The 18920-nt window shown below is 60.8% G+C and carries 25 protein-coding genes; 10 read left to right on the forward strand and 15 right to left on the reverse strand.

Annotation, left to right across the window (positions count from 1 at the left end):
• Positions 1-26: 26 nt before the first annotated feature.
• The 3 genes from L0U81_RS28700 to L0U81_RS28710 form a co-directional block, all read right to left on the reverse strand.
• A complete protein-coding gene (locus tag L0U81_RS28700; protein WP_233808590.1) occupies positions 27-293 on the reverse strand; it encodes a DUF4148 domain-containing protein in 267 nt (88 codons plus the stop codon).
• Positions 294-492: 199 nt separating this feature from the next.
• Positions 493-1326 (reverse strand): DUF2182 domain-containing protein, encoded by an 834-nt coding sequence (locus L0U81_RS28705; RefSeq protein ID WP_233808592.1) that lies wholly within the window; start codon positions 1324-1326, stop codon positions 493-495.
• Positions 1323-2087 (reverse strand): DUF899 domain-containing protein, encoded by a 765-nt coding sequence (locus L0U81_RS28710; RefSeq protein WP_233808595.1) that lies wholly within the window; start codon positions 2085-2087, stop codon positions 1323-1325. The genes L0U81_RS28705 and L0U81_RS28710 overlap by 4 nt, the downstream gene beginning before the upstream one ends.
• A 168-nt stretch (positions 2088-2255) precedes the next feature.
• Here L0U81_RS28710 and L0U81_RS28715 point away from each other — a divergent pair, with 168 nt between their 5' ends.
• Both L0U81_RS28715 and L0U81_RS28720 read left to right on the forward strand, forming a co-directional pair.
• Entirely contained in the window at positions 2256-3485 is a 1230-nt protein-coding gene (locus tag L0U81_RS28715) for a helix-turn-helix domain-containing protein (protein ID WP_233808596.1), read from the forward strand.
• Positions 3486-3499: 14 nt separating this feature from the next.
• A complete protein-coding gene (locus tag L0U81_RS28720; protein WP_233808598.1) occupies positions 3500-4174 on the forward strand; it encodes a Vgb family protein in 675 nt (224 codons plus the stop codon).
• Between the two features lie 23 nt (positions 4175-4197).
• Here L0U81_RS28720 and L0U81_RS28725 read toward each other — a convergent pair whose 3' ends face one another.
• Genes L0U81_RS28725 through L0U81_RS28755 form a run of 7 tightly spaced genes read right to left on the reverse strand, consistent with a single transcriptional unit; the run spans position 4198 to position 9776 of the window.
• A complete protein-coding gene (locus tag L0U81_RS28725; protein ID WP_233808599.1) occupies positions 4198-7302 on the reverse strand; it encodes a complex I subunit 5 family protein in 3105 nt (1034 codons plus the stop codon).
• Complete coding sequence (locus L0U81_RS28730) at positions 7296-7670, reverse strand: sodium:proton antiporter (protein WP_233808600.1); 375 nt, start codon at positions 7668-7670, stop codon at positions 7296-7298. The genes L0U81_RS28725 and L0U81_RS28730 overlap by 7 nt, the downstream gene beginning before the upstream one ends.
• Positions 7671-7700: 30 nt before the next feature.
• Positions 7701-8405 (reverse strand): Na(+)/H(+) antiporter subunit B, encoded by a 705-nt coding sequence (locus L0U81_RS28735; RefSeq protein ID WP_233808601.1) that lies wholly within the window; start codon positions 8403-8405, stop codon positions 7701-7703.
• A complete protein-coding gene (mnhG, locus tag L0U81_RS28740; protein ID WP_233808602.1) occupies positions 8402-8746 on the reverse strand; it encodes a monovalent cation/H(+) antiporter subunit G in 345 nt (114 codons plus the stop codon). Before mnhG ends, L0U81_RS28735 begins: the two co-directional genes overlap by 4 nt.
• Positions 8747-8749: 3 nt before the next feature.
• A complete protein-coding gene (locus L0U81_RS28745) occupies positions 8750-8992 on the reverse strand; it encodes a hydrogenase subunit MbhD domain-containing protein (protein ID WP_233808603.1) in 243 nt (80 codons plus the stop codon).
• A gap of 3 nt (positions 8993-8995) precedes the next feature.
• A complete protein-coding gene (locus L0U81_RS28750; protein ID WP_233808604.1) occupies positions 8996-9256 on the reverse strand; it encodes a monovalent cation/H+ antiporter complex subunit F in 261 nt (86 codons plus the stop codon).
• Positions 9249-9776, reverse strand: coding sequence for a Na+/H+ antiporter subunit E (locus L0U81_RS28755; protein WP_233808614.1), 528 nt, complete (start codon positions 9774-9776; stop codon positions 9249-9251). Before L0U81_RS28755 ends, L0U81_RS28750 begins: the two co-directional genes overlap by 8 nt.
• Positions 9777-9916: 140 nt before the next feature.
• Between L0U81_RS28755 and L0U81_RS28760 the strand changes: the two genes are divergently transcribed.
• Together L0U81_RS28760 and L0U81_RS28765 are read left to right on the forward strand one after the other, a co-directional pair.
• Positions 9917-10699 carry an ABC transporter substrate-binding protein gene (locus L0U81_RS28760; RefSeq protein ID WP_233808616.1) on the forward strand — a complete coding sequence of 261 codons (783 nt, stop codon included), beginning with the start codon at positions 9917-9919 and terminating at the stop codon, positions 10697-10699.
• Between the two features lie 188 nt (positions 10700-10887).
• Complete coding sequence (locus L0U81_RS28765; protein WP_233808619.1) at positions 10888-11214, forward strand: DUF190 domain-containing protein; 327 nt, start codon at positions 10888-10890, stop codon at positions 11212-11214.
• Here the strand turns inward: L0U81_RS28765 and L0U81_RS28770 are convergent.
• From L0U81_RS28770 to L0U81_RS28785, 4 genes are all read right to left on the reverse strand, one after another.
• A complete protein-coding gene (locus L0U81_RS28770) occupies positions 11160-11531 on the reverse strand; it encodes a YkgJ family cysteine cluster protein (RefSeq protein WP_233808621.1) in 372 nt (123 codons plus the stop codon). The two genes, L0U81_RS28765 and L0U81_RS28770, sit on opposite strands and share 55 nt — an antisense overlap.
• A 2-nt stretch (positions 11532-11533) precedes the next feature.
• Complete coding sequence (locus tag L0U81_RS28775) at positions 11534-11962, reverse strand: VOC family protein (protein WP_233808623.1); 429 nt, start codon at positions 11960-11962, stop codon at positions 11534-11536.
• A gap of 69 nt (positions 11963-12031) precedes the next feature.
• A complete protein-coding gene (locus tag L0U81_RS28780; protein WP_233808625.1) occupies positions 12032-12511 on the reverse strand; it encodes an SRPBCC family protein in 480 nt (159 codons plus the stop codon).
• Positions 12504-12839, reverse strand: coding sequence for an ArsR/SmtB family transcription factor (locus tag L0U81_RS28785; RefSeq protein ID WP_233808627.1), 336 nt, complete (start codon positions 12837-12839; stop codon positions 12504-12506). Before L0U81_RS28785 ends, L0U81_RS28780 begins: the two co-directional genes overlap by 8 nt.
• Positions 12840-13426: 587 nt before the next feature.
• On the opposite strand from L0U81_RS28785, the gene L0U81_RS28790 reads away from it, so the two are divergent.
• The 4 genes from L0U81_RS28790 to L0U81_RS28805 all read left to right on the forward strand — a co-directional run bounded on the left by L0U81_RS28790 (position 13427) and on the right by L0U81_RS28805 (position 15906).
• Positions 13427-14335, forward strand: coding sequence for an endonuclease/exonuclease/phosphatase family protein (locus L0U81_RS28790; protein WP_233808629.1), 909 nt, complete (start codon positions 13427-13429; stop codon positions 14333-14335).
• Complete coding sequence (locus L0U81_RS28795; RefSeq protein WP_233808631.1) at positions 14332-14820, forward strand: hypothetical protein; 489 nt, start codon at positions 14332-14334, stop codon at positions 14818-14820. Before L0U81_RS28790 ends, L0U81_RS28795 begins: the two co-directional genes overlap by 4 nt.
• 562 nt (positions 14821-15382) lie before the next feature.
• Positions 15383-15664, forward strand: coding sequence for a hypothetical protein (locus L0U81_RS28800; RefSeq protein WP_233808639.1), 282 nt, complete (start codon positions 15383-15385; stop codon positions 15662-15664).
• The gene (locus L0U81_RS28805) at positions 15646-15906 is read left to right on the forward strand and encodes a hypothetical protein (RefSeq protein WP_233808641.1); all 261 of its coding nucleotides are present in this window, start codon (positions 15646-15648) and stop codon (positions 15904-15906) included. Before L0U81_RS28800 ends, L0U81_RS28805 begins: the two co-directional genes overlap by 19 nt.
• Positions 15907-16019: 113 nt before the next feature.
• Here L0U81_RS28805 and L0U81_RS28810 read toward each other — a convergent pair whose 3' ends face one another.
• Entirely contained in the window at positions 16020-17342 is a 1323-nt protein-coding gene (locus tag L0U81_RS28810; protein WP_233808643.1) for an IS5 family transposase, read from the reverse strand.
• A 221-nt stretch (positions 17343-17563) separates the two neighbouring features.
• Here L0U81_RS28810 and L0U81_RS28815 point away from each other — a divergent pair, with 221 nt between their 5' ends.
• Positions 17564-18649, forward strand: coding sequence for an IS630 family transposase (locus L0U81_RS28815; protein ID WP_233808645.1), 1086 nt, complete (start codon positions 17564-17566; stop codon positions 18647-18649).
• A gap of 5 nt (positions 18650-18654) precedes the next feature.
• Positions 18655-18897 carry a DUF6429 family protein gene (locus tag L0U81_RS28820; RefSeq protein ID WP_233808647.1) on the forward strand — a complete coding sequence of 81 codons (243 nt, stop codon included), beginning with the start codon at positions 18655-18657 and terminating at the stop codon, positions 18895-18897.
• Positions 18898-18920: the final 23 nt, after the last annotated feature.

Genomic DNA, 18920 nt, shown 5'->3' on the forward strand with positions numbered 1-18920 from the left:
CAGCAACTTTCCAGCCGGGATGCAGGTTACTGCGCTGCGCGGCCTTGCTCCGACGAACCGTTGGTCACGCCGCCGACCGCGCTGTTTTGCGCAGCCACGCGGGCTTCAGCAGCCTGAATGTTCGCCGGGTACTCGTTCGGGTTCGAACGTGCCGGGTTGTAGCCGGCCTTTTCGATCTGAGCCAGCTCTTCGCGGACTTGCGCGCGGGTCAGCGGCTGGTTCGATTGAGCGAAAACAGCGACCGGAGCAGCGAGGGTAGCGGCGATAACGATAGCTTGAACGAGCGATTTCATTTTTTACTACCTCCAAGTTTGTCTTGTTAGGCTGCGAAACGCATTTGTCTGCAGCAGTGATGACAGTCTAGGGGGAGCGGAAACTAGGGTAAATACCTAATTTCCGAAATCACTGTTTCTAAAATTAAAACAATGTCGAGATGGCCAGGCCGTCGCGTAACGATTTCCGAAGCGATCGGCGGCAGTTGCGGCGTGAGCGTCAACCGCCTGAGACGGCTTTGACGAGCAGCAAACCTCCGCCGCCGACGGCTACGACGCCGATCGCCCGCGCGACGCGCGCGCCGTCTGATGCGACACGCTCGGCGGTGATCGCGGCCGTCACGACGGCCATCAGGCGCCAATCCGTCATGCCGACGACGAGCAGTATTGCCGTCAGCCCCGCGCAGCAGCCGGCGCAATCGATACCCATGCGCAGACCGTAACGCCACGCGCTTGCCGCATCGGCAGCGAGGCTCGGTGTCGCGCGACAGCAGGCGAGGCGGTGCGCTTTCCATGTGCTGAACTGCAACGCACCCGCGAGCAATACGACCCCGCTGGCCACTAGCGGCACTAACCGCGCGAGCGCTGGCCACCGCAGTTCGAGCGCCGGGAGCGACGCGCCCAGCGCAAACACGGCGACCCCGAGCGCTATCCATACGAGGGCGTATCCGCCGCTCACTAGGTTCGTCAGCAGGGCGCGTTGCCCCGCAGTTGCCCGCGCGCCGATCGCGTCGCGATAACGCAGCAGCATCAGCATCAGCGACGGCAGCATCATCGCCGCCATCATCACGATCCACATGCCGACAAATGATGCGGCGGCGCGAGCCCACGTGCGCCCGCAGGTCGGCATCCATAGCGTCGACATCGACGAGCCGCCGGGCATCGGCAACGCGCCCATCGCCGGCATCGACGCGTTGTGAGCCAGTGTCGCCGCGACGCTCACGACGAACAGCAACGCACAGAGGCCAAGGAACACTGGCTCCGATGAGACGGCCCCGCGCCGCGTGGCGAGGCGCTGCCCGCTTGCGCGGGCAGCGCGCACGAGCGGGCTCATGACCGCTCGTACTCGTCGTGACGGCGCCACCAGACGCCCGTCTGATTGCGTCCCTTCGGTGCGCGATCGAGCCACTGGTTCATGCCCCACAGCCCATCGACGCCACGCGCATAGGCCGAGTACGTGTGGTAGACGACGCCGTCTTCGAGCACGAACGCGCTCATGCCGGGCCGGTCGCGCGCATAGGTGGCCGCATCGGTGCCGCAGCTCGCTGCGAACTGCGAGACGGGTTTGGGGGTGGGCGTCACGTGCATCGCGTGACTGTTGCGGGCGTAGTTGTACTCGATATCGCCTTCGCGCTGCTGCGTCTCGGTGAATGAGACGTTGAAGTCGAAATTGAAATCGCCGTTTGCCGACGACGCCCACGGAAAAGTCCAACCCATGCGCTGTTTGTAAGTCTGCAGCTTCGCGAGCGGCGCGCGCGAGACCGCCATCAGCGTCACGTCGTGATGCGCGAGATGCACGACGAAGCCGTCGAAGCCGTCCGCGATCGACGAGCAAGACGGGCAGCCCGCCGTGTAGTCGGGGCCGAACATGAAGTGGTAGACGAGCAACTGCGAACGTCCTCCGAACAGATCGGCGAGCGACGCGCTGCCTTCGTCGGTATCGAAGCGATAGGCCTTGTCGACCCTCACCCACGGCAGTGCCTGGCGTTGCTGCGCGAGCTCGTCGCCGCGTCGTGTGTGGACCTTTTCCGCGTCGAGCAGCGCGCGTCGCGCGGCGAGCCACTGTTCGCGTGTTCCGGTCGGATGCGTGGTCATGGCGGGTTCCTCCGTGGGTCGTGCCGCGCCGCGCGAGCCCTTGCCGCGACGGCGTCGGTGAGGGTTGATGGTCATGCTAGATTAGTGGCGGGCATCGACCGGGTGGGAGTGACAAGTGTGGCGGGATTTGCTTGATGCATTGATGTGCTACGCGCGGATTCACACGCCGTGGACGCGCTGATCTCGGCGGCGGCGCGCGCGCTCGCGGCCGGCGATCCGCTCGGGGCGCTCGACCGCGTCGCGTTGCGCGACGACGCGCCGGCACTCGCGTTGCGCGGCATCGCGATGGCGCAGCTCGGTGATTTCGTGCGCGCCAGGGCGCTGGTGCGCAGCGCCGCGCGCGCGTTCGGCGCGCGGCAAGCGGTGGCGCGTGCGAGATGTGTGGTCGCCGAAGCGGAGATCGCGCTCGCGTCGCGCGATCTTGCGTGGCCCGCCAGAACACTCGACGCCGCCACAGCGACGCTCGACGCACACGGGGACCGCGTCAATGCCGCGCATGCGCGGTATCTGGCGGCGCGGCGTCTGCTGCTGATCGGCCGTCTCGACGAAGCGGAGCGCAAGCTCGCCGCCCTCGATCCTCGCTTCTTTCCGCCCGCGTTGCGTGCCGCGCATGAGCTGGTCGTCGCGGGCGTTGCGCTGCGACGATTGCGCAGCGGCGTTGCCCGAGCCGCGCTGGCGCGGGCCGAACGCGCGGCTCGCGAGGCCGGCATTCCGGCGTTGATCGGGGAAGTCGAAAGCGCTTCGTTGGCGCTGCGCAAACCGGCGGCGCGTATGATCGCTCATGGCAAAGAAGAACCGATCCTGCTCGATCAGGTCGAGAAGCTCCTGACCTCCAACCAGGCGGGCGGCCCGCTGATCGTAGACGCTTGCCGCTACGCGATCCGCGATGCCAACGCGACGGTTGCGCTCGGCAGCCGACCGGTCCTGTTTGCGCTCGCACGCATGCTCGGCGAGGCATGGCCTGATGACGTGCCGCGCGACACGCTCGTCGCGCGCGCATTCCGCGCCAAACGCGCCGACGAATCGCATCGCGCGCGCTTGCGCGTCGAAATCGGCCGGCTGCGCGCGGCGCTCGGCACGCTCGCGAGCGTCAGCGCAACGACGCGCGGCTTCGAGTTCGCGCCGCGTCACGCGCGCGAGGTCGTCGTGCTGGCGCCGCCGGTCGAAGGCGAGCATGCGGCGTTGCTTGCGTTTCTATCGGACGGTGAATCGTGGTCGAGTTCGGCGCTTGCTCTGGTGCTCGGCGCGAGTCAACGCACCGTGCAGCGCGCGCTCGATGCGCTCGCCGCGGCCGGCAGGGTACAGCCGGTGGGCGACGGGCGTGCGCGCCGCTGGATGACGCCGCCCATCGCCGGATTCGCGACAGCTTTGTTACTCCCTTCCCCGTTCCCTTCATGAATAGGATGACCTCCATGAACCGCTCAGCCGCAAGGATCGTCCGCGAATATGGTCCCTTCAAGGGCGTCGATAAAGTGCATGGGGTCACCTACGACGGCCGGCAGGTGTGGATCGCGACCGGCGAACGGCTCGACGCGATCGATCCCGCGAGCGGCGAGACACTGCGCTCGATCGCGGTGGCCGCCGACGCAGGCACGGCCTTCGACGGCGAGCACCTGTTCCAGATCGCGAACGGCCGCATCCAGAAGATCGATCCGCAAAGCGGCCGCGTGCTATCGACGATCGCCGCGCCTGGCGACGGCGGCCAGTCGGGGCTGACATGGGCCGAGGGTTCGCTGTGGGTGGGTCAGTACCCCGAACGAAAAATCTATCAGGTTGATCCGGACACTGGCGCGGTGCTGCGCACGATCGAATCGAATCGCTACGTGACCGGCATCACGTGGGTGGACGGCGAACTATGGCATGGCACGTGGGAAGGTGACGAGAGCGAGCTCAGACATATCGATCCGCGCACCGGCGAAGTGCTCGAGCGCGTCGAGATGCCGGCCGGCACGGGCGTCTCCGGACTCGAGTCGGATGGCGCGGATCTGTTCTTCTGCGGAGGCGGCGGCAGCGGGCTCGTTCGAGCCGTGCAACGTCCCGCGCGAGATCGCGGCTCGGAATTGCCGGTCGAGTCGACGAGCGAGTGAGTAGGGGCGCACGCAGCGCCGCGTCATTGTCCTGATTGCATCCCCGCCCCGCTCAGCCCCGTACTTGCAAAATAGATCACGAGAAAATACAGCAGCACATACAGCGCATAGGTCTGCCCATTGCCGGTATAGACGCGCCGTATCCGGGCCGCCGCCACCAGCGCGTAGTGCGAGATGCCACGCCAGAATAGCTGCGCGACCGGCGGCACCGTGCGGCTCAATATCGGCCGGTAGAAGTGGTAAAAGTCGGGGGCGTTGCGCGCGTTGCCGCGCCGGCTGCGATAGTAGAGCACGCCGAGCCCGAACACGATCGTCGCGACGATCAGCACGACGATTACGACAGGTGTCGGATTCCAGAACCCGTAGATGCTTTCGAGCGACATACCGCCCCACACCAGTGTCGCCGCGAACTGCGGATCGATCGCGGCCGACACCGGCTCGATCAGCAGCTTCGGGAAGAACGACAGGATCACGATGCCGACCACGAACAGGAACTGCGGCACGAGCAGCATCACCGGTGCTTCGCGCACTTTCGGCCGCTGCGGCGGGCGCGGTCCGAGGAAGATGCCGTTCAGCAGGCGCAGCATGTACAGAAAGCCGACGCAGGTCGCGATCAGCCCGCAGACGACGAGCCCGTACCAGCCCTTGTCGGTCATTGCGCTCAGCAGCAGCCACTTGCCGCCGAAACCCATCAGCGGCGGCAGGCCGGACATCGATACGAGCGCGATCACGACCATCGCGAACGTGAGCGGCATCTCGCGCGCGAGGCCGCCCACATCGGCGAAATTGCGCGTCCCGGTGCGCACGATCACACCTGCGAGCGCAAGGAACAGAATGCCCTTCACGAACATATGATTGGCGACCAGGTACAGCGCCGTGACCCAGCCGAGATGACTCATCAAGCCGATCGCGCTCACGATATAGCCGATCTGGCTCATGCTCGAGAGCGCCAGCATGCGTTTGAAGTCGTTCTGCCGATACGCCATCAGTGCGCCGAACAGGGTAGTGAGCATGCCTATCCATGTCATGACGTGCGCGAGTTCGAGGCCGACCTCCGAGCGTATCGTCAGATAGGTGCCGATCAGCAGGCCGAACATCGGGACCTTGCTGACCACCGCCGACAGCATCGCGGTCACGTCGTCTTCCGCCTCGGTGTAGGCGCCCGGCAGCCATACGTGCACGCCGATCGCGCCGGCCTTGATCAGGAAGCCGGCCGCAAGCAGCACGAACGCGCGGTTCGCTTCCGGTCCCGAGTGAATCAGCGCGGATAGCGCGATCGTGTCGTCGATCGCCGCGACGTTGGCGAAGCCCGCCAGCAGGAAGAACGCCGCCAGCAGTGAAAACAGCAGGAAGGTCAGCACGTGCGGTCCCGCGCGGCGGCACTTCGCGATCAGGAAGCACGACGACAGCGTGATGATTTCCCAGCTATAAAAGAACTCGAGTGTCGTCGATGAGCGCAGCAGCGCCGGAATCGACAGCGTCAGCACGACGAGCATCGGATAGAAGCCGGCGCGCACGTCGTCGCGATAGAGGCTCGCCGCGGCGATCACGAGGCTGCCCGCGAGCAGCAACCACGCGAACAGTCCGCCGATGCCGTCCGTGCCTTCGCAAAGCAGACTGCCGATCAGCGCAATCGCGATCAGCGCGAGCACGCCCTTCACGCGTCCCGGCAGACGATCGGCCGCATAGAACAGCGCGCCCGCCGCAAGCGGCGAGAAGATCCAGGCCGACGCGACGCCGGAGAACACGGCCGCCATATAGGCCGCCGCGATCAGCAGCACCGCGACGCCGAAGAGCGGCAGCAGTGCGACGACGCTGGGACGGGCTTTGGCTTCGTTCTCGGATGGAGCGAGCGCGCGCACGAACCAGTGGAACATGTAGCCCGCTTCGAGCAGCGAGCCGGTCAGGATCAGCACGATCCAGTAGGGCTTGCCGGCGGCGGTCAGGCGCAAGACAAGTTCCCATTTCGCCCAGAAGCCGGGGAACGGCGGCAGCCCCGCGATCGCGACGAGGAAGAGCCCGAGCAGGCCGATCAGGAGCGGGCTGCGCGACAGGATCGCGCGGGCATCGTCGCCGTGCCGCCGCAGCACGCCGATCAACCAGAAGAGTCCGGCCTTCGCGAACAGATGGTTGATGAAGAGGCCGGCGATGACGAGCGGAATCGATGCGTCCGCGCCGACCTGGCGCAGCAGTGCGAGCGACAGCATCAGGAGCGCCATTTGCCCAATCGACGAATAGCCGAGCACGCGTTGCGGCTTCGTCTGCTTGATCGCGAGCAGGTTTGAAAACAGGAACGTGACGCCGCCCGACACGGCGAGCAGCGTGAGTTGGCCGTCGAAGAGCGGCAGCAATTTGAAGAGCGCGAAGAACACGCCCGCCGACACGCCGACCGACACCATCGCGGCGACGCCGCTCGGCGCGGTTTCGTAGACGTCGAGCCCCCAGCCGTTCGCTGGAAACGGCTTCAGCTCGATCACGAGGCTCGCGAATACGAGCAGGATCGCGGTCGTGCCGATCGGGCCGCCGAGCCGGTCGCGCAACGACAGCAGTTCGTCGATGTTCAACGTGCCGCTCGCGTAGTAGAGCAGTACCGCGCCGAGCAGGAACAACGTCGACGCGATCACGGTCGCGATGATGTACTTGAACGCGGCGGCGAGCGCGGCAGGCGTGCGGTCGAGCCCGAACAACCCGTACGTCGAGATCGACACGATCTCGAGAAACACGAACAGGTTGAACAGGTCGCGGGTCATCACCATGCCGTCGATGCCCATCACCAGAATCAGGTACAGCAGCAACGCCGCATAGTTGCCGCGCAGACGGTCCCACAGATGCAATGCGCCGAGCAGCGCGACCAGGTTGACGCTGAACGTGAAGAAGCCTTCCCACAAGCCGAAGCGCAGATTGATCGAGACCGGCGGCAGCGCGCCCGCGGTCAGCACCTCGATCGTCTCGCCGCCGTCGAGCAGGCCGTAGAACGATACGCCGGACACGAGCACGATGCCGCACAGCGCGATGAAGAAGCCGAGCGTGAGCCACGGCTTGCCGAGCCGATACAGCAGCGGAATGACGAAGCCACCGCCGAGCCCGAGAATGAAGATATGCAGCGGATGAAAGAGCGTGGCTACCATTTCGACTCGGTGAAGGCGTCGATGGAAAGCGTTTTTTTGGCGGCGTAAAGACGGATCGCGAACGAAAGCATGACGGCGGTGACCGATAGCCCGATCACGATCGCCGTGACGACGAGGGCCGATGGAACCGGATCGATCGCCCGGTGCGCGGCGGCGGATTTGCTGAGCGCCGCGTCGATGATCGGCGCGGTGCCGCCCGTGATGTAGCCGGTCGCGACCATCACGATGTGCAGCCCCGTGTCGAACACTGCGAAGCCGATGATGATGCGCAGGATGTTGCGGTGGGTCAGCATGCCCCACAGACCGATCAGCGCAAGGCAGAAGCCCGTGATCAGCAGGATCGTCGAAACCGGGATGCCGGTAGTCATACGGTGTGCTCCGATCCCATGCAAAGCGGTTCAGCTTCTGAACCGGTCGATGATGACGCTAAGCTCCGCGCCGACCTTGACGCCGAGTAGCGCGGAAATCAGCGGGATCGCGCCGGCGCTGAAGAATGCGCCGAACTCGCCGCGCGGTAGAAAGCGCGCGTCGAGAAAGCCGCCCGCGAGCACGAGGCCCAGAATGCCGATGCAAACGTAGATCACACCCGCCAGCGACTCGACGACGCCCAGCAGCGCGACGTTCAGCGGCGAGCGGGGTCGCGCGAGCATCATCAGCATCACGGCCGACGCGACGATCGCGCCGCCCTGGAAACCACCGCCCGCCGACAGGTGGCCGTTGAGGATCACGTAGCAGCCGAAGGTGAAGATCATCGGCAGCAGCACCTGCTTGCCGGTATGCACGATCTCGCCGGCGGGGCGTCGCGCGTGCGTGGTCTCGTCTGCCGCGGTGGCGGACGCCGCGTTGCTTTCCTCTTTCAGCAGCATGCCGACGCTCGCCGCAACCATGAACAGCACTGCGACTTCGCCGAGCGTGTCGAAGCCGCGAAAGGTGATCAGAATGCCGGTCACGATGTTCGGCGCGCCGAGTTCGATCGGCCCTCTCACGACGTAATACCAGGCGAGCGGGCGCAGTGCCTGCAACTCCGTATAGCCGCCGACGATCCGCCAGAACACGACAGCGAACAGCAGCACCGTCAGCAGTGCGATCACGCGACGCATCATGGTTCCGCCTCCCCCGCGGTGCGCCCGTCTTCTTCCGCGAGCGCGTCGACGACCGCGGACGGCGTCATCGGTGTACGGATCAGCCAGGCGGCGCGCGATAGCGCATGCGAGGAGACCGGATTGGTCACGAGCACGAAGTAGATCAGCAGGATCAGACGGAAGGTCCAGTTTGGGTGATAGAACGCGAGGCCGATCAGCACCAGCATGTTGCCGAGCGTCGACGCCTTGGTGCCGGCCTGGATGCGCGTATAGGCGTCGGGCATGCGTAAAATCCCGAGGCCGGCAGAGAACAGAAAGACCGCGCCCACGAGAATGAACACGCTGCCGATCAGTTCGAACATGCGCTAGCCCTTCTGGTAACCGGTTTTGCGGATTGCGTACAGGAAGATAAAAGTCGCGAGTCCCGAACCGATCGCGGCTTCGGCCATCGCGACGTCGGGCGCGGCGAGCAGCAGGAAGGCCACCGCCGCGAACAGGCTCGCAAGCCCCGAGCTCACCATCGCGGCCAGCAGACTCTTCAGGCATACGGCCAGTACGCCGCTCGCGAGGATGCTCGCGCACATCAGCAGCAGGAGCACTTCGAGCATGGCTCACAGCCCCCTTTCGAGAAAGCGCGCAATCGCGAGCACGGACAGAAAGCTTAGCAGTGCATAGACAAGTGCGACGTCGATATAGACGAAACGGCCCGAGACCTGCGCGTACAGCGCGATCAGCGATACCGAGATGACCGTCAGCATGTCGATCGCGACGATGCGGTCGACGAGGGTTTTGCCGATCACGAGACGAATCACGCCGAACAGGATCGCGAAGAAGATCAGCACCGCGGCGATCCGGAGCATGATCTCAGCCAAAGACTTTCTCCAGATGCTTTTCGAACGGCGCGACGAGTGCCTGGGTTGCTTCGTCGATATCGGTCGTCTTCACGTCGAGCCAGTGAACGAATAGTATGTCGTCCCGAATATCCATCACGAGCGAGCCCGGTGTGAGCGCGATCGAATTGGCAAGCGCGAGACGGCCGAGCGGTGTTTCGAGGCGAGTGCGAACGTTGACGATGCCGGGTTTGATGTCGATACGTGGCGAGTAGACCAACGCCATCACGTGCAGATTGGCGCGCACGAGTTCGACGACGAAGGTCGTGGTATACGCGGCGAAGTGATAAAGTGCGCGCGGCGTCAGACGAAGGCGCTGCCATGCTTCGCTCGATGATACGAAGACATGCGCGATGACGAGGGTAATGACGAGACCGACGAGAGCGGGTTCGATGGCGAGCGACGCATTGGCGATCATCCAGATGACGAACAGGATGATCCAGAGGCCGAACAGTCCCCGAGGAGCATACGATGACAGCGGTTTTCCGTTGTTCGAAGCCACGGCATCGGTTCCTGAAGGAGACCCTGCGGAAAATTCTAAGTGACAATGTATGGCAAATCAACCGGAGCGCGGTTGTCCGCCAGTGGTCGCTTTCGCGCGTGCCTGTTTGTATTCATTTAAAAAACCAATAAGGAGCAGAAATGAAAGCCATGCTGGCAACCCTGACGATTGCGCTGCTCGCCGTATCGTCCGCGAGCGCGATCGCCAGGGACTGGTCGACCGTGCGGTTCGGTGTCGACGCGAGCTATCCGCCGTTCGAATCGAAAGCCGCCGACGGCAAGCTCGTCGGCTTCGACATCGATCTCGGCAATGAGATTTGCCGGCGGCTCGACGCGAAATGCGTGTGGATCGAGAATTCGTTCGACGGCATGATTCCCGCGCTGAAAGGCCGCAAATTCGACGGCGTGCTGTCGACGATGTCGATGACGCCCGCGCGTCAGGCGCAGATCGCGTTTTCGTCGAAGGTGTTTCGTATTCCGACGCGTCTCGTCGCGAAGAAAGGCTCGCCGATCGAGCCGACACCCGAAGCGCTGAAGGGCAAGCGCATCGGTGTCGAGCAGGGCTCGATTCAGGAAACCTATGCGAAGACGTATTGGGAGCCGGCCGGCGCGGTAGTCGTGCCGTATCAGGATCAAGATCTCGTGTACTCGGATTTGCTTGCCGGCCGTATCGACGCGTCGTTGCAAAACGCGGTGCAAGCGGACATCGGCTTTTTGCGCACACCGCGCGGTAAGGACTTTGCATTTGCCGGCAATCCGCTTTACGACGCGAAAACGCTCGGCAGCGGCACGGCAATTGGTTTGCGTAAAGAAGATACCGATCTGCAGGAAAAAATCGACAAAGCCATTGCCGATATGCGTGCCGATGGCACTTACGACCGCATTGCGAAAAAGTATTTCGATTTCGACGTGTACGGTCAGTGAGCCGGGACTACGCGGCGAGTGGCCGGCTTCAACCTGGCACTCGCGCGGCCTGACATCTAAACTTGTCTCGTGACCGTCCTGAAGCGCGATGCGGCGCTGCATGTTTCCGCTTACAAAAGTAAACGGGCAGGACAGGGCGGCTCAGTGCGGCCTCGGGCTTGCGCGATCTGCATTCAGGAGGCACCGACATGCACGGCTATCAGGTTACGTTCTTCACCCAGCAGGGGCGCAGCCACCACGGCAGGCCGCTTGCCGACTGGCTTGTGCGTCTCGCGAGCGAGCTCGGCCTGCGCGGCGCGACCGTGATTCCGGCTTGCGAAGGCATCGGCCATCATCATCGTATTCACTCCGCGCACTTCTTCGAGCTTGCCGATCAGCCATTGTCCGTCGTGATGGCGGTGACGAGCGACGAAGCCGATCGGTTGTTCGATCGGCTGCGCGCGGAGGGACTGCATCTGTTCTATGTGAAGACGACGGCCGAGTTTGGCGTCATCGGCGAGGACGACGAGGCTTGAAAGTCCGGGGGAAGCGGCCCGAATCCCAAAGTCTTGCGCGCCTCGATACAGCGCTCGGAACCGGCCTCGAATTCCCGGCAGGTACTCGAACGCTGCGCATAGATCGAGCATGCCACTGACTTGCCGGATTCGCCGACGAGGGCAATGCAACGCACTGGCTTTGCCTCGGTTCCGCGCATCGCTACGCGATGAGGCGAGATGGGTGTCGTCAGCGACTCGGGGACGCCGCCAGGTGTCGTCGAATCGGTTTCGCCCCAATAGAACGAGACGCGGAACTGCGCGCAGCAGGCGCCGCACTCCTGGCAGACATAGCTCATGGCTACGCCGCGGGCTCCTGGTGCCGGACGTTGACCATCCACGGCACGCCGAACCGGTCGATCAAGGTGCCGAAGCCGCTGGTCCAGAAAGTCTGCTGGAACGGCATCGTGACTTGTCCTCCCTCCGACAGGGCGTTGAAATATTTCTCGCCAGATGCCTGGTCGTCGGCGGTGACCGACAGGCTGAAGCCCGCATGCACGGTGTTGCCGCCGCGGTAATCGCCGTCCGACATCAGCACGTGCGTGTTACCGATGACGAGCGTTGCGTGGAGGATCTTGTCGGCGTGTTCGGGTGGCACTGGGCGGGCGGGATCGGGTGGCGCGTCTTTCGCGCGTAGCTTCAGCAACTCCTGCGCGCCGAGCGCCGAACGATAGAACGCAATGGCTTCCTCGCAGCGGCCATTGAAGTACAGATAGGGCTGTATTTCCATGCTGATTTCCCAAGATGGTCGAGGGGTGCCGGGTGATTCTATCAGCGTGATATGGCGGAAAGCCACGCTTCATGCCTTCGTGGCATGATTCCCGCCATTGGCCGGATAAGCCTCCTGCAGGGCAATCGAGCCCGTCTCGAGCAACGATTTGAGGTTGGACATGATCTTCGGCCAGCCGCCCGACACCGCCTCGATGAATTTCGACGGATCGCGCTCGATCGTATGCGTGAGCGTCAGCTTGACCGCCGTTCCACTCGGTTCGAGTTCGATCGTGCAGCGCGAATCGCCCTCGGCCTGCAACTCGGGACGAATCTGGTGTTGCCAGCGGATCACGAGGCGCCGTGGCGGCTCCGCCTCGACGATCTCGCCTGCGTCGAAAATCTCCCCCGCGCTGGACACGAGTTTCCACGCCGAACCCGCCGTCCATTCGCTTTCGCAGTGCATGCCGAACCAGTACTGCTTGATGAACTCCGAGTCGGTCAATGCCGACCATAGCTGTTCCGGCGTGGTGCGGATATAGGTCACGTAGACGAACGTCGATCTAGTCATTGCCTTTCTCCAGGCGTCGTTTCAGGGTTGAGAGCGCCTTCAGGCGCGGCTTTTCGAACTTGGCGATCCAGCGCTCGTAGATCTGCTGTAGCGGCACCGGATTGAGGAAGTGCAACTTCTCGCGCCCGCTTCGTACCGTAACGACGAGGTTCGCCGCCTCCAGCAGGTCCAGATGCTGCGTTACGCCTTGCCGCGTCATATCGAGGTGCTCGCACAGATCGTTCAGGGTCTGGCCGTCGTGCGCGTGCAGCACGTCCAGCAGCTTGCGACGGCTTGGATCGGCGAGGGCTTTGAATAGCAGGTCTGTGTCGTCGGGGCGCTCGGCCATGAATGGCTATAGGCAAGTAATCTGTTGCATTTACTATAGGCAAGAGATTGCTTGCATGTCAAGGTGACGCGAGGAATTTCGATCGGGCTTATATCGGGGCACAACAAAGTCTGCGGGATCGTTAGACTCGTCGTTCGGGTGCAACAAAGTCTGCGGCAACGGGAAAAATCGTGGTGCGGCGCAATATTTTGTATTGTAAAAACTATTGAAATTGAGATTTAAATAGTCTTTGTGCTTTCCGCAGTGACGGTTATTTGGGGGCGATTCGATGAGACCAGGGGTGTCCGATTCGGCGTGCCGGAAAACACGCGTGTGATCCCGCAATGACGGGGTATTTCTGTGTTTTTGTGCAGTATCATCGAGCCGCAACGTCTGATTCCGATTTCGCCCGCGCTGCCTGAAGAATGGCGTGAGTTGTGGAACCGGAATCGCCTGCAGTGCAGCGCCTTGGTGAGCGCCGCGCGGCATCCGGCACCTAGCTTTCCTCGCGCATCCGGTAAGTGCATGGCATCATTCCGACCGTGACGCACGGCCACGCGTGCCAATACCCGTGAGCGCCTTCAACCAATTTCGATTACGACTTTTTAATGTTTTGGACTCAGGTATCGCTTCTTCCGGTCATGTGGTGGAACACAGGTCTTTCGCCGCCCATCCCGAAACTTGATAGTACGGACGCCGATCGCGAATTTGTCGCAGAGGAAATCAAAACGATGCATAGCCAGACACCGATTGGTATTTTCGGGCTCGGTGAAGTCTGCTCAAATGACCTGTCGTTAATTATGGCTAAATTGGACGATAAAAGCATTGAGCTTGTAGACAGCACGGATCGGACCAAAAGGCTAAAACATGACACGGCATTGCTCTACGACACAAGCCGCCTGACCTTGGAATCACAAAGAACACATATAACCAACATCGATGGAAAACGGTTAAAAGTTGCGAAACGTGCAAGGTTCAAAACGTTTCTGGGCGGCAAGATAGACGTGTTTTACTCGCACTGGCCGAGCCGACTTACGATGGAAGAATCGAATCCCAAACGGGCACAGTTGGGGATCGCACTCAGGGGTGCGATTGATAGCACCATGACGGCAGACGGTTACTATATCTTGATGGGCGACTACAACGACGACCCTTCCTCTCCGTCACTAGCATACTATCTACGAGCTACACGAGATCGGACTTTGGCGACGAAGCGCGATCGCACACCCTACAACCCTTTCTGGCGGAAGCTTGGCGAATCGATACACCATGAAGACTCGACCGGGGATAACAGTGTGTGCGGAACCTGCTTCTACAGTGGCGGGGACTACTCCCAATGGCATACCTTCGATCAAGTCATCTTTTCCTCCGCATTTTTGGGAAATGGACAGATGACACTAGAGGAACGATACACCGACGTGATGGCGTCAGACGAACTAAAGTTGCGGATTAAGCGTGAACGGTTTGACCATTTTCCCGTTCTCAGTTGCATTTCTCTGCGGAGCAAAAAAACATGACGGACTTCAGACAGGCATTTATACAAGGTCAAGAGGCGGTTGACCGCGCGAAGATCGCAAGGAAGGAAATCTTGCAGACTTTCGCTCGCTTGTTCAAAGACATTGCCGATGTCACCAACGGTGCGATTGAGATGAAGTTTCAGACGTTCCCCAAAGGAGGAGCCTACGGTAGTGCTTTCCTAGCACTAACGTTAGCCACGTCCAAGCTTATCCGCGACGCTGAGCCAATTCCGTCAGAAGAATGGATAATAGCAAGGAATACTAACGGAACCGATGCCAAGCGGGTGAAGTTGGCACGTTGGACGCAGTCGGATTCTGGGTATCCTTGCAACATACGGTATTCAGAAGTTGATGACAATATTCATAACCTAGCGAGCCTGGAAACCGCATTAGCGAACTTTCTCGCAAATGCCTGGGTAGGGGAGCAAATACAGAGATTGTCAGCTCCGAATTCTCAGGGTGACACGGAACCTTCGGAACCTTAAACTCAAAAAAATTTCCTCACTGCATTCGATTTCATTGAACGGGATCGGCGACGACGACGCTATCAGCATCAGTTCGCCCTTTACCTGCTTGACGTTGGCCTGCGGGTAGACGGCGAGTGCCTCACGCATCGCGGCTAGAAATTTCTTTTTGATATTCTTGTTGACTCCTGGTCCCGTGTACTCCTGTCCGAACTGGTCGCGCAGGTTTGCTCAATAAAAGACAACCGGACGTCCCTCGATCCGCGTACCTCCGGCGCGAATGAACGTCAACAGTCAACTTGGAACTTTGTTCGCTCAAGTTGGAACCTTGGTGCCGCAAGGCAACAGCGTCTAACTGAGCCGATGCTAGTGAGACTAGTAAGTCCCGCCAAGGGATCTTCGTTCTGTCGAAGTTCGCGTCTGGAGCTCGCTCGGGACGCGGCGTCTCTTGAACATCCGCGACGCGTCAATGCGAACGACCTTGCGCTGCGGTGTTTCGTTTGCGGAATTTCCCTGCAGTGATGCATCATTCACATCACCTCGAGATTCGTATAGCCACTATATAAGCCAGCCTAGGAGAAAAATGGATTTCCAACAATTTCAGGCGATGATGGCAAATTTTGCTGCTGAATACCTCGACCCAATCGTCAAGGCAAAAAATGCGCGCGAAGAATTTGAACGTGCAACTGATAACGCGTTTCGCGATATTTTCTCTGGTTACACAGAAATGACTTCGACAATCGACGCACTTGATCTGGTCGCAACATTGGTCTCAGTTCGTTCGCCTCGATCCAATAAGGTAAAAAACGATGATTACATAAAGTTCCGCATCTGCAGGAGATATATATGCTGGAACAACGCATGACTGCGTATGCGAACAAAATATCTCGTTTGTATCGAAATACAGATCTTCCCTCAATGGTGAGGACGATTGTTTACGAACCACTAGAAACGATCATCCGCGCACGCGGTAGTCACGTCTACGCGCGCCGGTATACGGATGAAGATCTCGATTCGGTGGCGACTTTGGCGCTATTCCGTCGTGTAGATCATCATTTTGGGGATGATTTGGATTTTGAGTACAAACGGACGCAGATGAAATGGTGAAAAAATATAAATAAAAATAACTCCGAAATTCGAAAAATTGTCGACAATTATTTTTCATTGATCTCTGCTGTAATTAGTCCGCCCTGAATAAAGCTTTTTGTCCGTCGTCGGCATCAGACGACGGGCGTTGTCTGATCGACAGAAGCAAACAACGCGACAAGAACGAGGGCGCAAAAAAACCGCAGCGTCCTGAGGATCATTCGCAGGTTGTGGCCAGCGCCGCACAGCACCGCGTGCATCGCGTCACCGAGCGTACCTTTCAGCCAGTTCCGGTCGAGCTTTCCGTCCGTCTTCATGTGGCCGATGGCCGGCTCGATCGCACTGCGCCGTCTGATCATCGCCCGTAATCCCCGCGTAATGCCTCGCCGCAGCCCTGGGTGGTAGATCTTCACCCCTTCGATGTCCACACCCTTGTAGCCACGGTCGACGACGGCGATTTCCGGCGTGATGTCGCTTAGAATCGCCGCCTGCTCCAGCGCTTCTGCAAGCGTGTGTCCATCGTACGGGTTGCCCGGCATCGAGCGCATGCCAACAACAAGGCCTTCCTTGTGCGTCGTCGTGATCGACACCTTCACACCGAACTCGTATGGGGTTCGGGCTTTGCCCTTCGCCAGACATTCAACTTCCGGTGCGTGAAGCGCGTAGAGCTTGTTTTTGTCCTTCGGCCTCTGCAACAGGATCCGCTTCGTGCGCCCGACCAGTTCCTCCAAGGACACACGGCTTCCTTCGGATACCGAATCAATCTGCCGCTCCACGTCACGCATCACTCGACCCACACGCGAGCGCAGCGTACACAGCACCTTCTTCATGCGTTTGTATTGCTTTGCATGAGCGTAGCGGCCAATCTGACGCTCCAGGCGCGGCGCCTCGCGGTTGTAGTTCTGTCTCAGTTTCAGGCCGTGGCGCGCTGCAGCCTTCACCAGATGTTCGCGACACCGCTCGAGCAGGCGTGAATCCGTCGGGCGCGCGACCGCCTTTTGCATGACAGTGGTGTCGACGATCACGCGCTTCACGCTCGCAGCCTTGATCACGCCGCCACGTTTTGCTGCCTCAATCGTCTCAGCGAGCAGCTCTTCAACACCAGCTTTTCCCAGCCACTTGCGCCAGCGCGTCAGGCTCGACGGATCGATTGGCGGTTCGGTCTGCAGGTACGTCTCGCCGGTGAACACCTGCCAGTACGGATTTTCCACCCATTGCCAGACGACCTCTTCGTCGGACAGATCAAATGCGTGCTGCAGATACAGCAGACCGGCGATCAGCCTGGGCGATGTCGCCGGTCGCCCCTTGCGCGACACGAAGCTTTCGCTCATCGCGACGCCCAGCCTATCCCAGTTGATCAGGTCAGCCAGCCGTACCAGCGGATGTTTCAGATTGATCTGTTCGCGCAGCGGTTGCCGGAAGAAATCTCCTTCAGTCACAGGCGTCTTGGGACCCATCCGCACCTCATCAGAATTTGCAGGATTCTCACGTTAATGTGCCAGGTTCCTGCAAATATAACAACACCATTTCGGCCTCAAAGCTCCGCTGCACGGGGCTCGCCGAATTGTTCAGGCTCGACTAATTAGTGTCAACTCTAGTGTGGTGAGTTACAAATTCATTGTATTATTTTCGCCGCGTCCTAGAGTGCTATGTGTGGCACGGATACGAGGAGGTGGCGATGAGCGGACGGCCCAAACGGGAACTCGTGCTGAGCGAATCGGAATTCGAGCAACTGAAGGCGCTGACGATGCGGCGCAAGACAGCACAGGCGTTGGCGTTGCGGGCGCGCATCGTGCTGGCTTGTGCCGAAGGGATGGACAACAAGACGGTCGCGGCGAAACTGCAGCTTACGCAGCAAACTGTCTCTAAATGGCGCACGCGATTTGTCGCAGACCGTGTAGACGGACTGCTTGACGCGCCACGCCCCGGTGCACCCAGGACAATCGATGACACGCATGTCGATGCGGTCATCGCGAAGACGCTCGAGTCCGTGCCTGCCGGGGCGACGCACTGGAGCACGCGCACGATGGCCCGGGAGATGAAGCTCTCGCAGACGGCGGTGTCGCGGATCTGGCGTGCCTTCGGACTGCAGCCGCATCGGCAGGAGACGTTCAAGCTCTCTAGCGATCCGTTGTTCGTCGACAAGGTGCGCGATATTGTCGGCCTGTACCTGGATCCGCCGCTCAAGGCGATGGTGCTGTGCGTTGACGAGAAGAGCCAGATACAGGCATTGGACCGCACGCAGCCCATATTGCCGTTGGCCCCAGGCATTCCCGCGCGACGGACTCACGACTACATGCGTCACGGCACGACCACGCTATTTGCTGCGCTGGACATTGTCACTGGCGAAGTGATCGGCGAGGTGCACCGGCGCCATCGCAGCAGCGAATTCCTGCGTTTCCTGCGCACCATCGAAGCCAATGTGCCGCCCCACCTGGATGTGCATCTGGTGATGGACAATTACGGCACACACAAGACTCCCTCGATCAAGGCGTGGTTCGCTCGTCATCCCCGCTTCCAGATTCACTTCACACCCACCTCGGCGTCGTGGCTCAATCAGGTCGAACGCTGGTTCGCCACGCTTACCGAAAGGTACCTTCGTCGCGGCACGCATCGTTCGACGCGCCAGCTCGAAGATGCAATCCGGCACTACCTTGACGTCTACAACGCCCACCCCCAGCCGTTCATCTGGAGCAAGTCGGCCGACGAGATCCTGGCTAGTCTCGAACGGTTTTGTGTGCGCGTTCAGAAGGCCGCGGGATGAATGTCATGAATATCAATACCGACGCGATCGACGAAGCCGCCCTGGCACTTCTCTACCTGACCCTGCACGATCAGTATCGCGCGTGGAAGGGCTTCGACTGGGACGTGCTGAATCGCCTTTACGAAAAGGGCTTCATCTGCGACCCGGTCAACAAGACGAAGTCGGTGGTCTTTACCGAGGAAGGGTTATGTGAGTCCGAGCGGCTATTCAGGCAACATTTCGTTATCCCGGACCGCTCGAACAACTAATGCAATGAACTTCTAACTCACGA

The organism is Paraburkholderia sp. HP33-1 (assembly GCF_021390595.1).
In the GTDB taxonomy this organism is placed as follows: Bacteria; Pseudomonadota; Gammaproteobacteria; order Burkholderiales; family Burkholderiaceae; genus Paraburkholderia.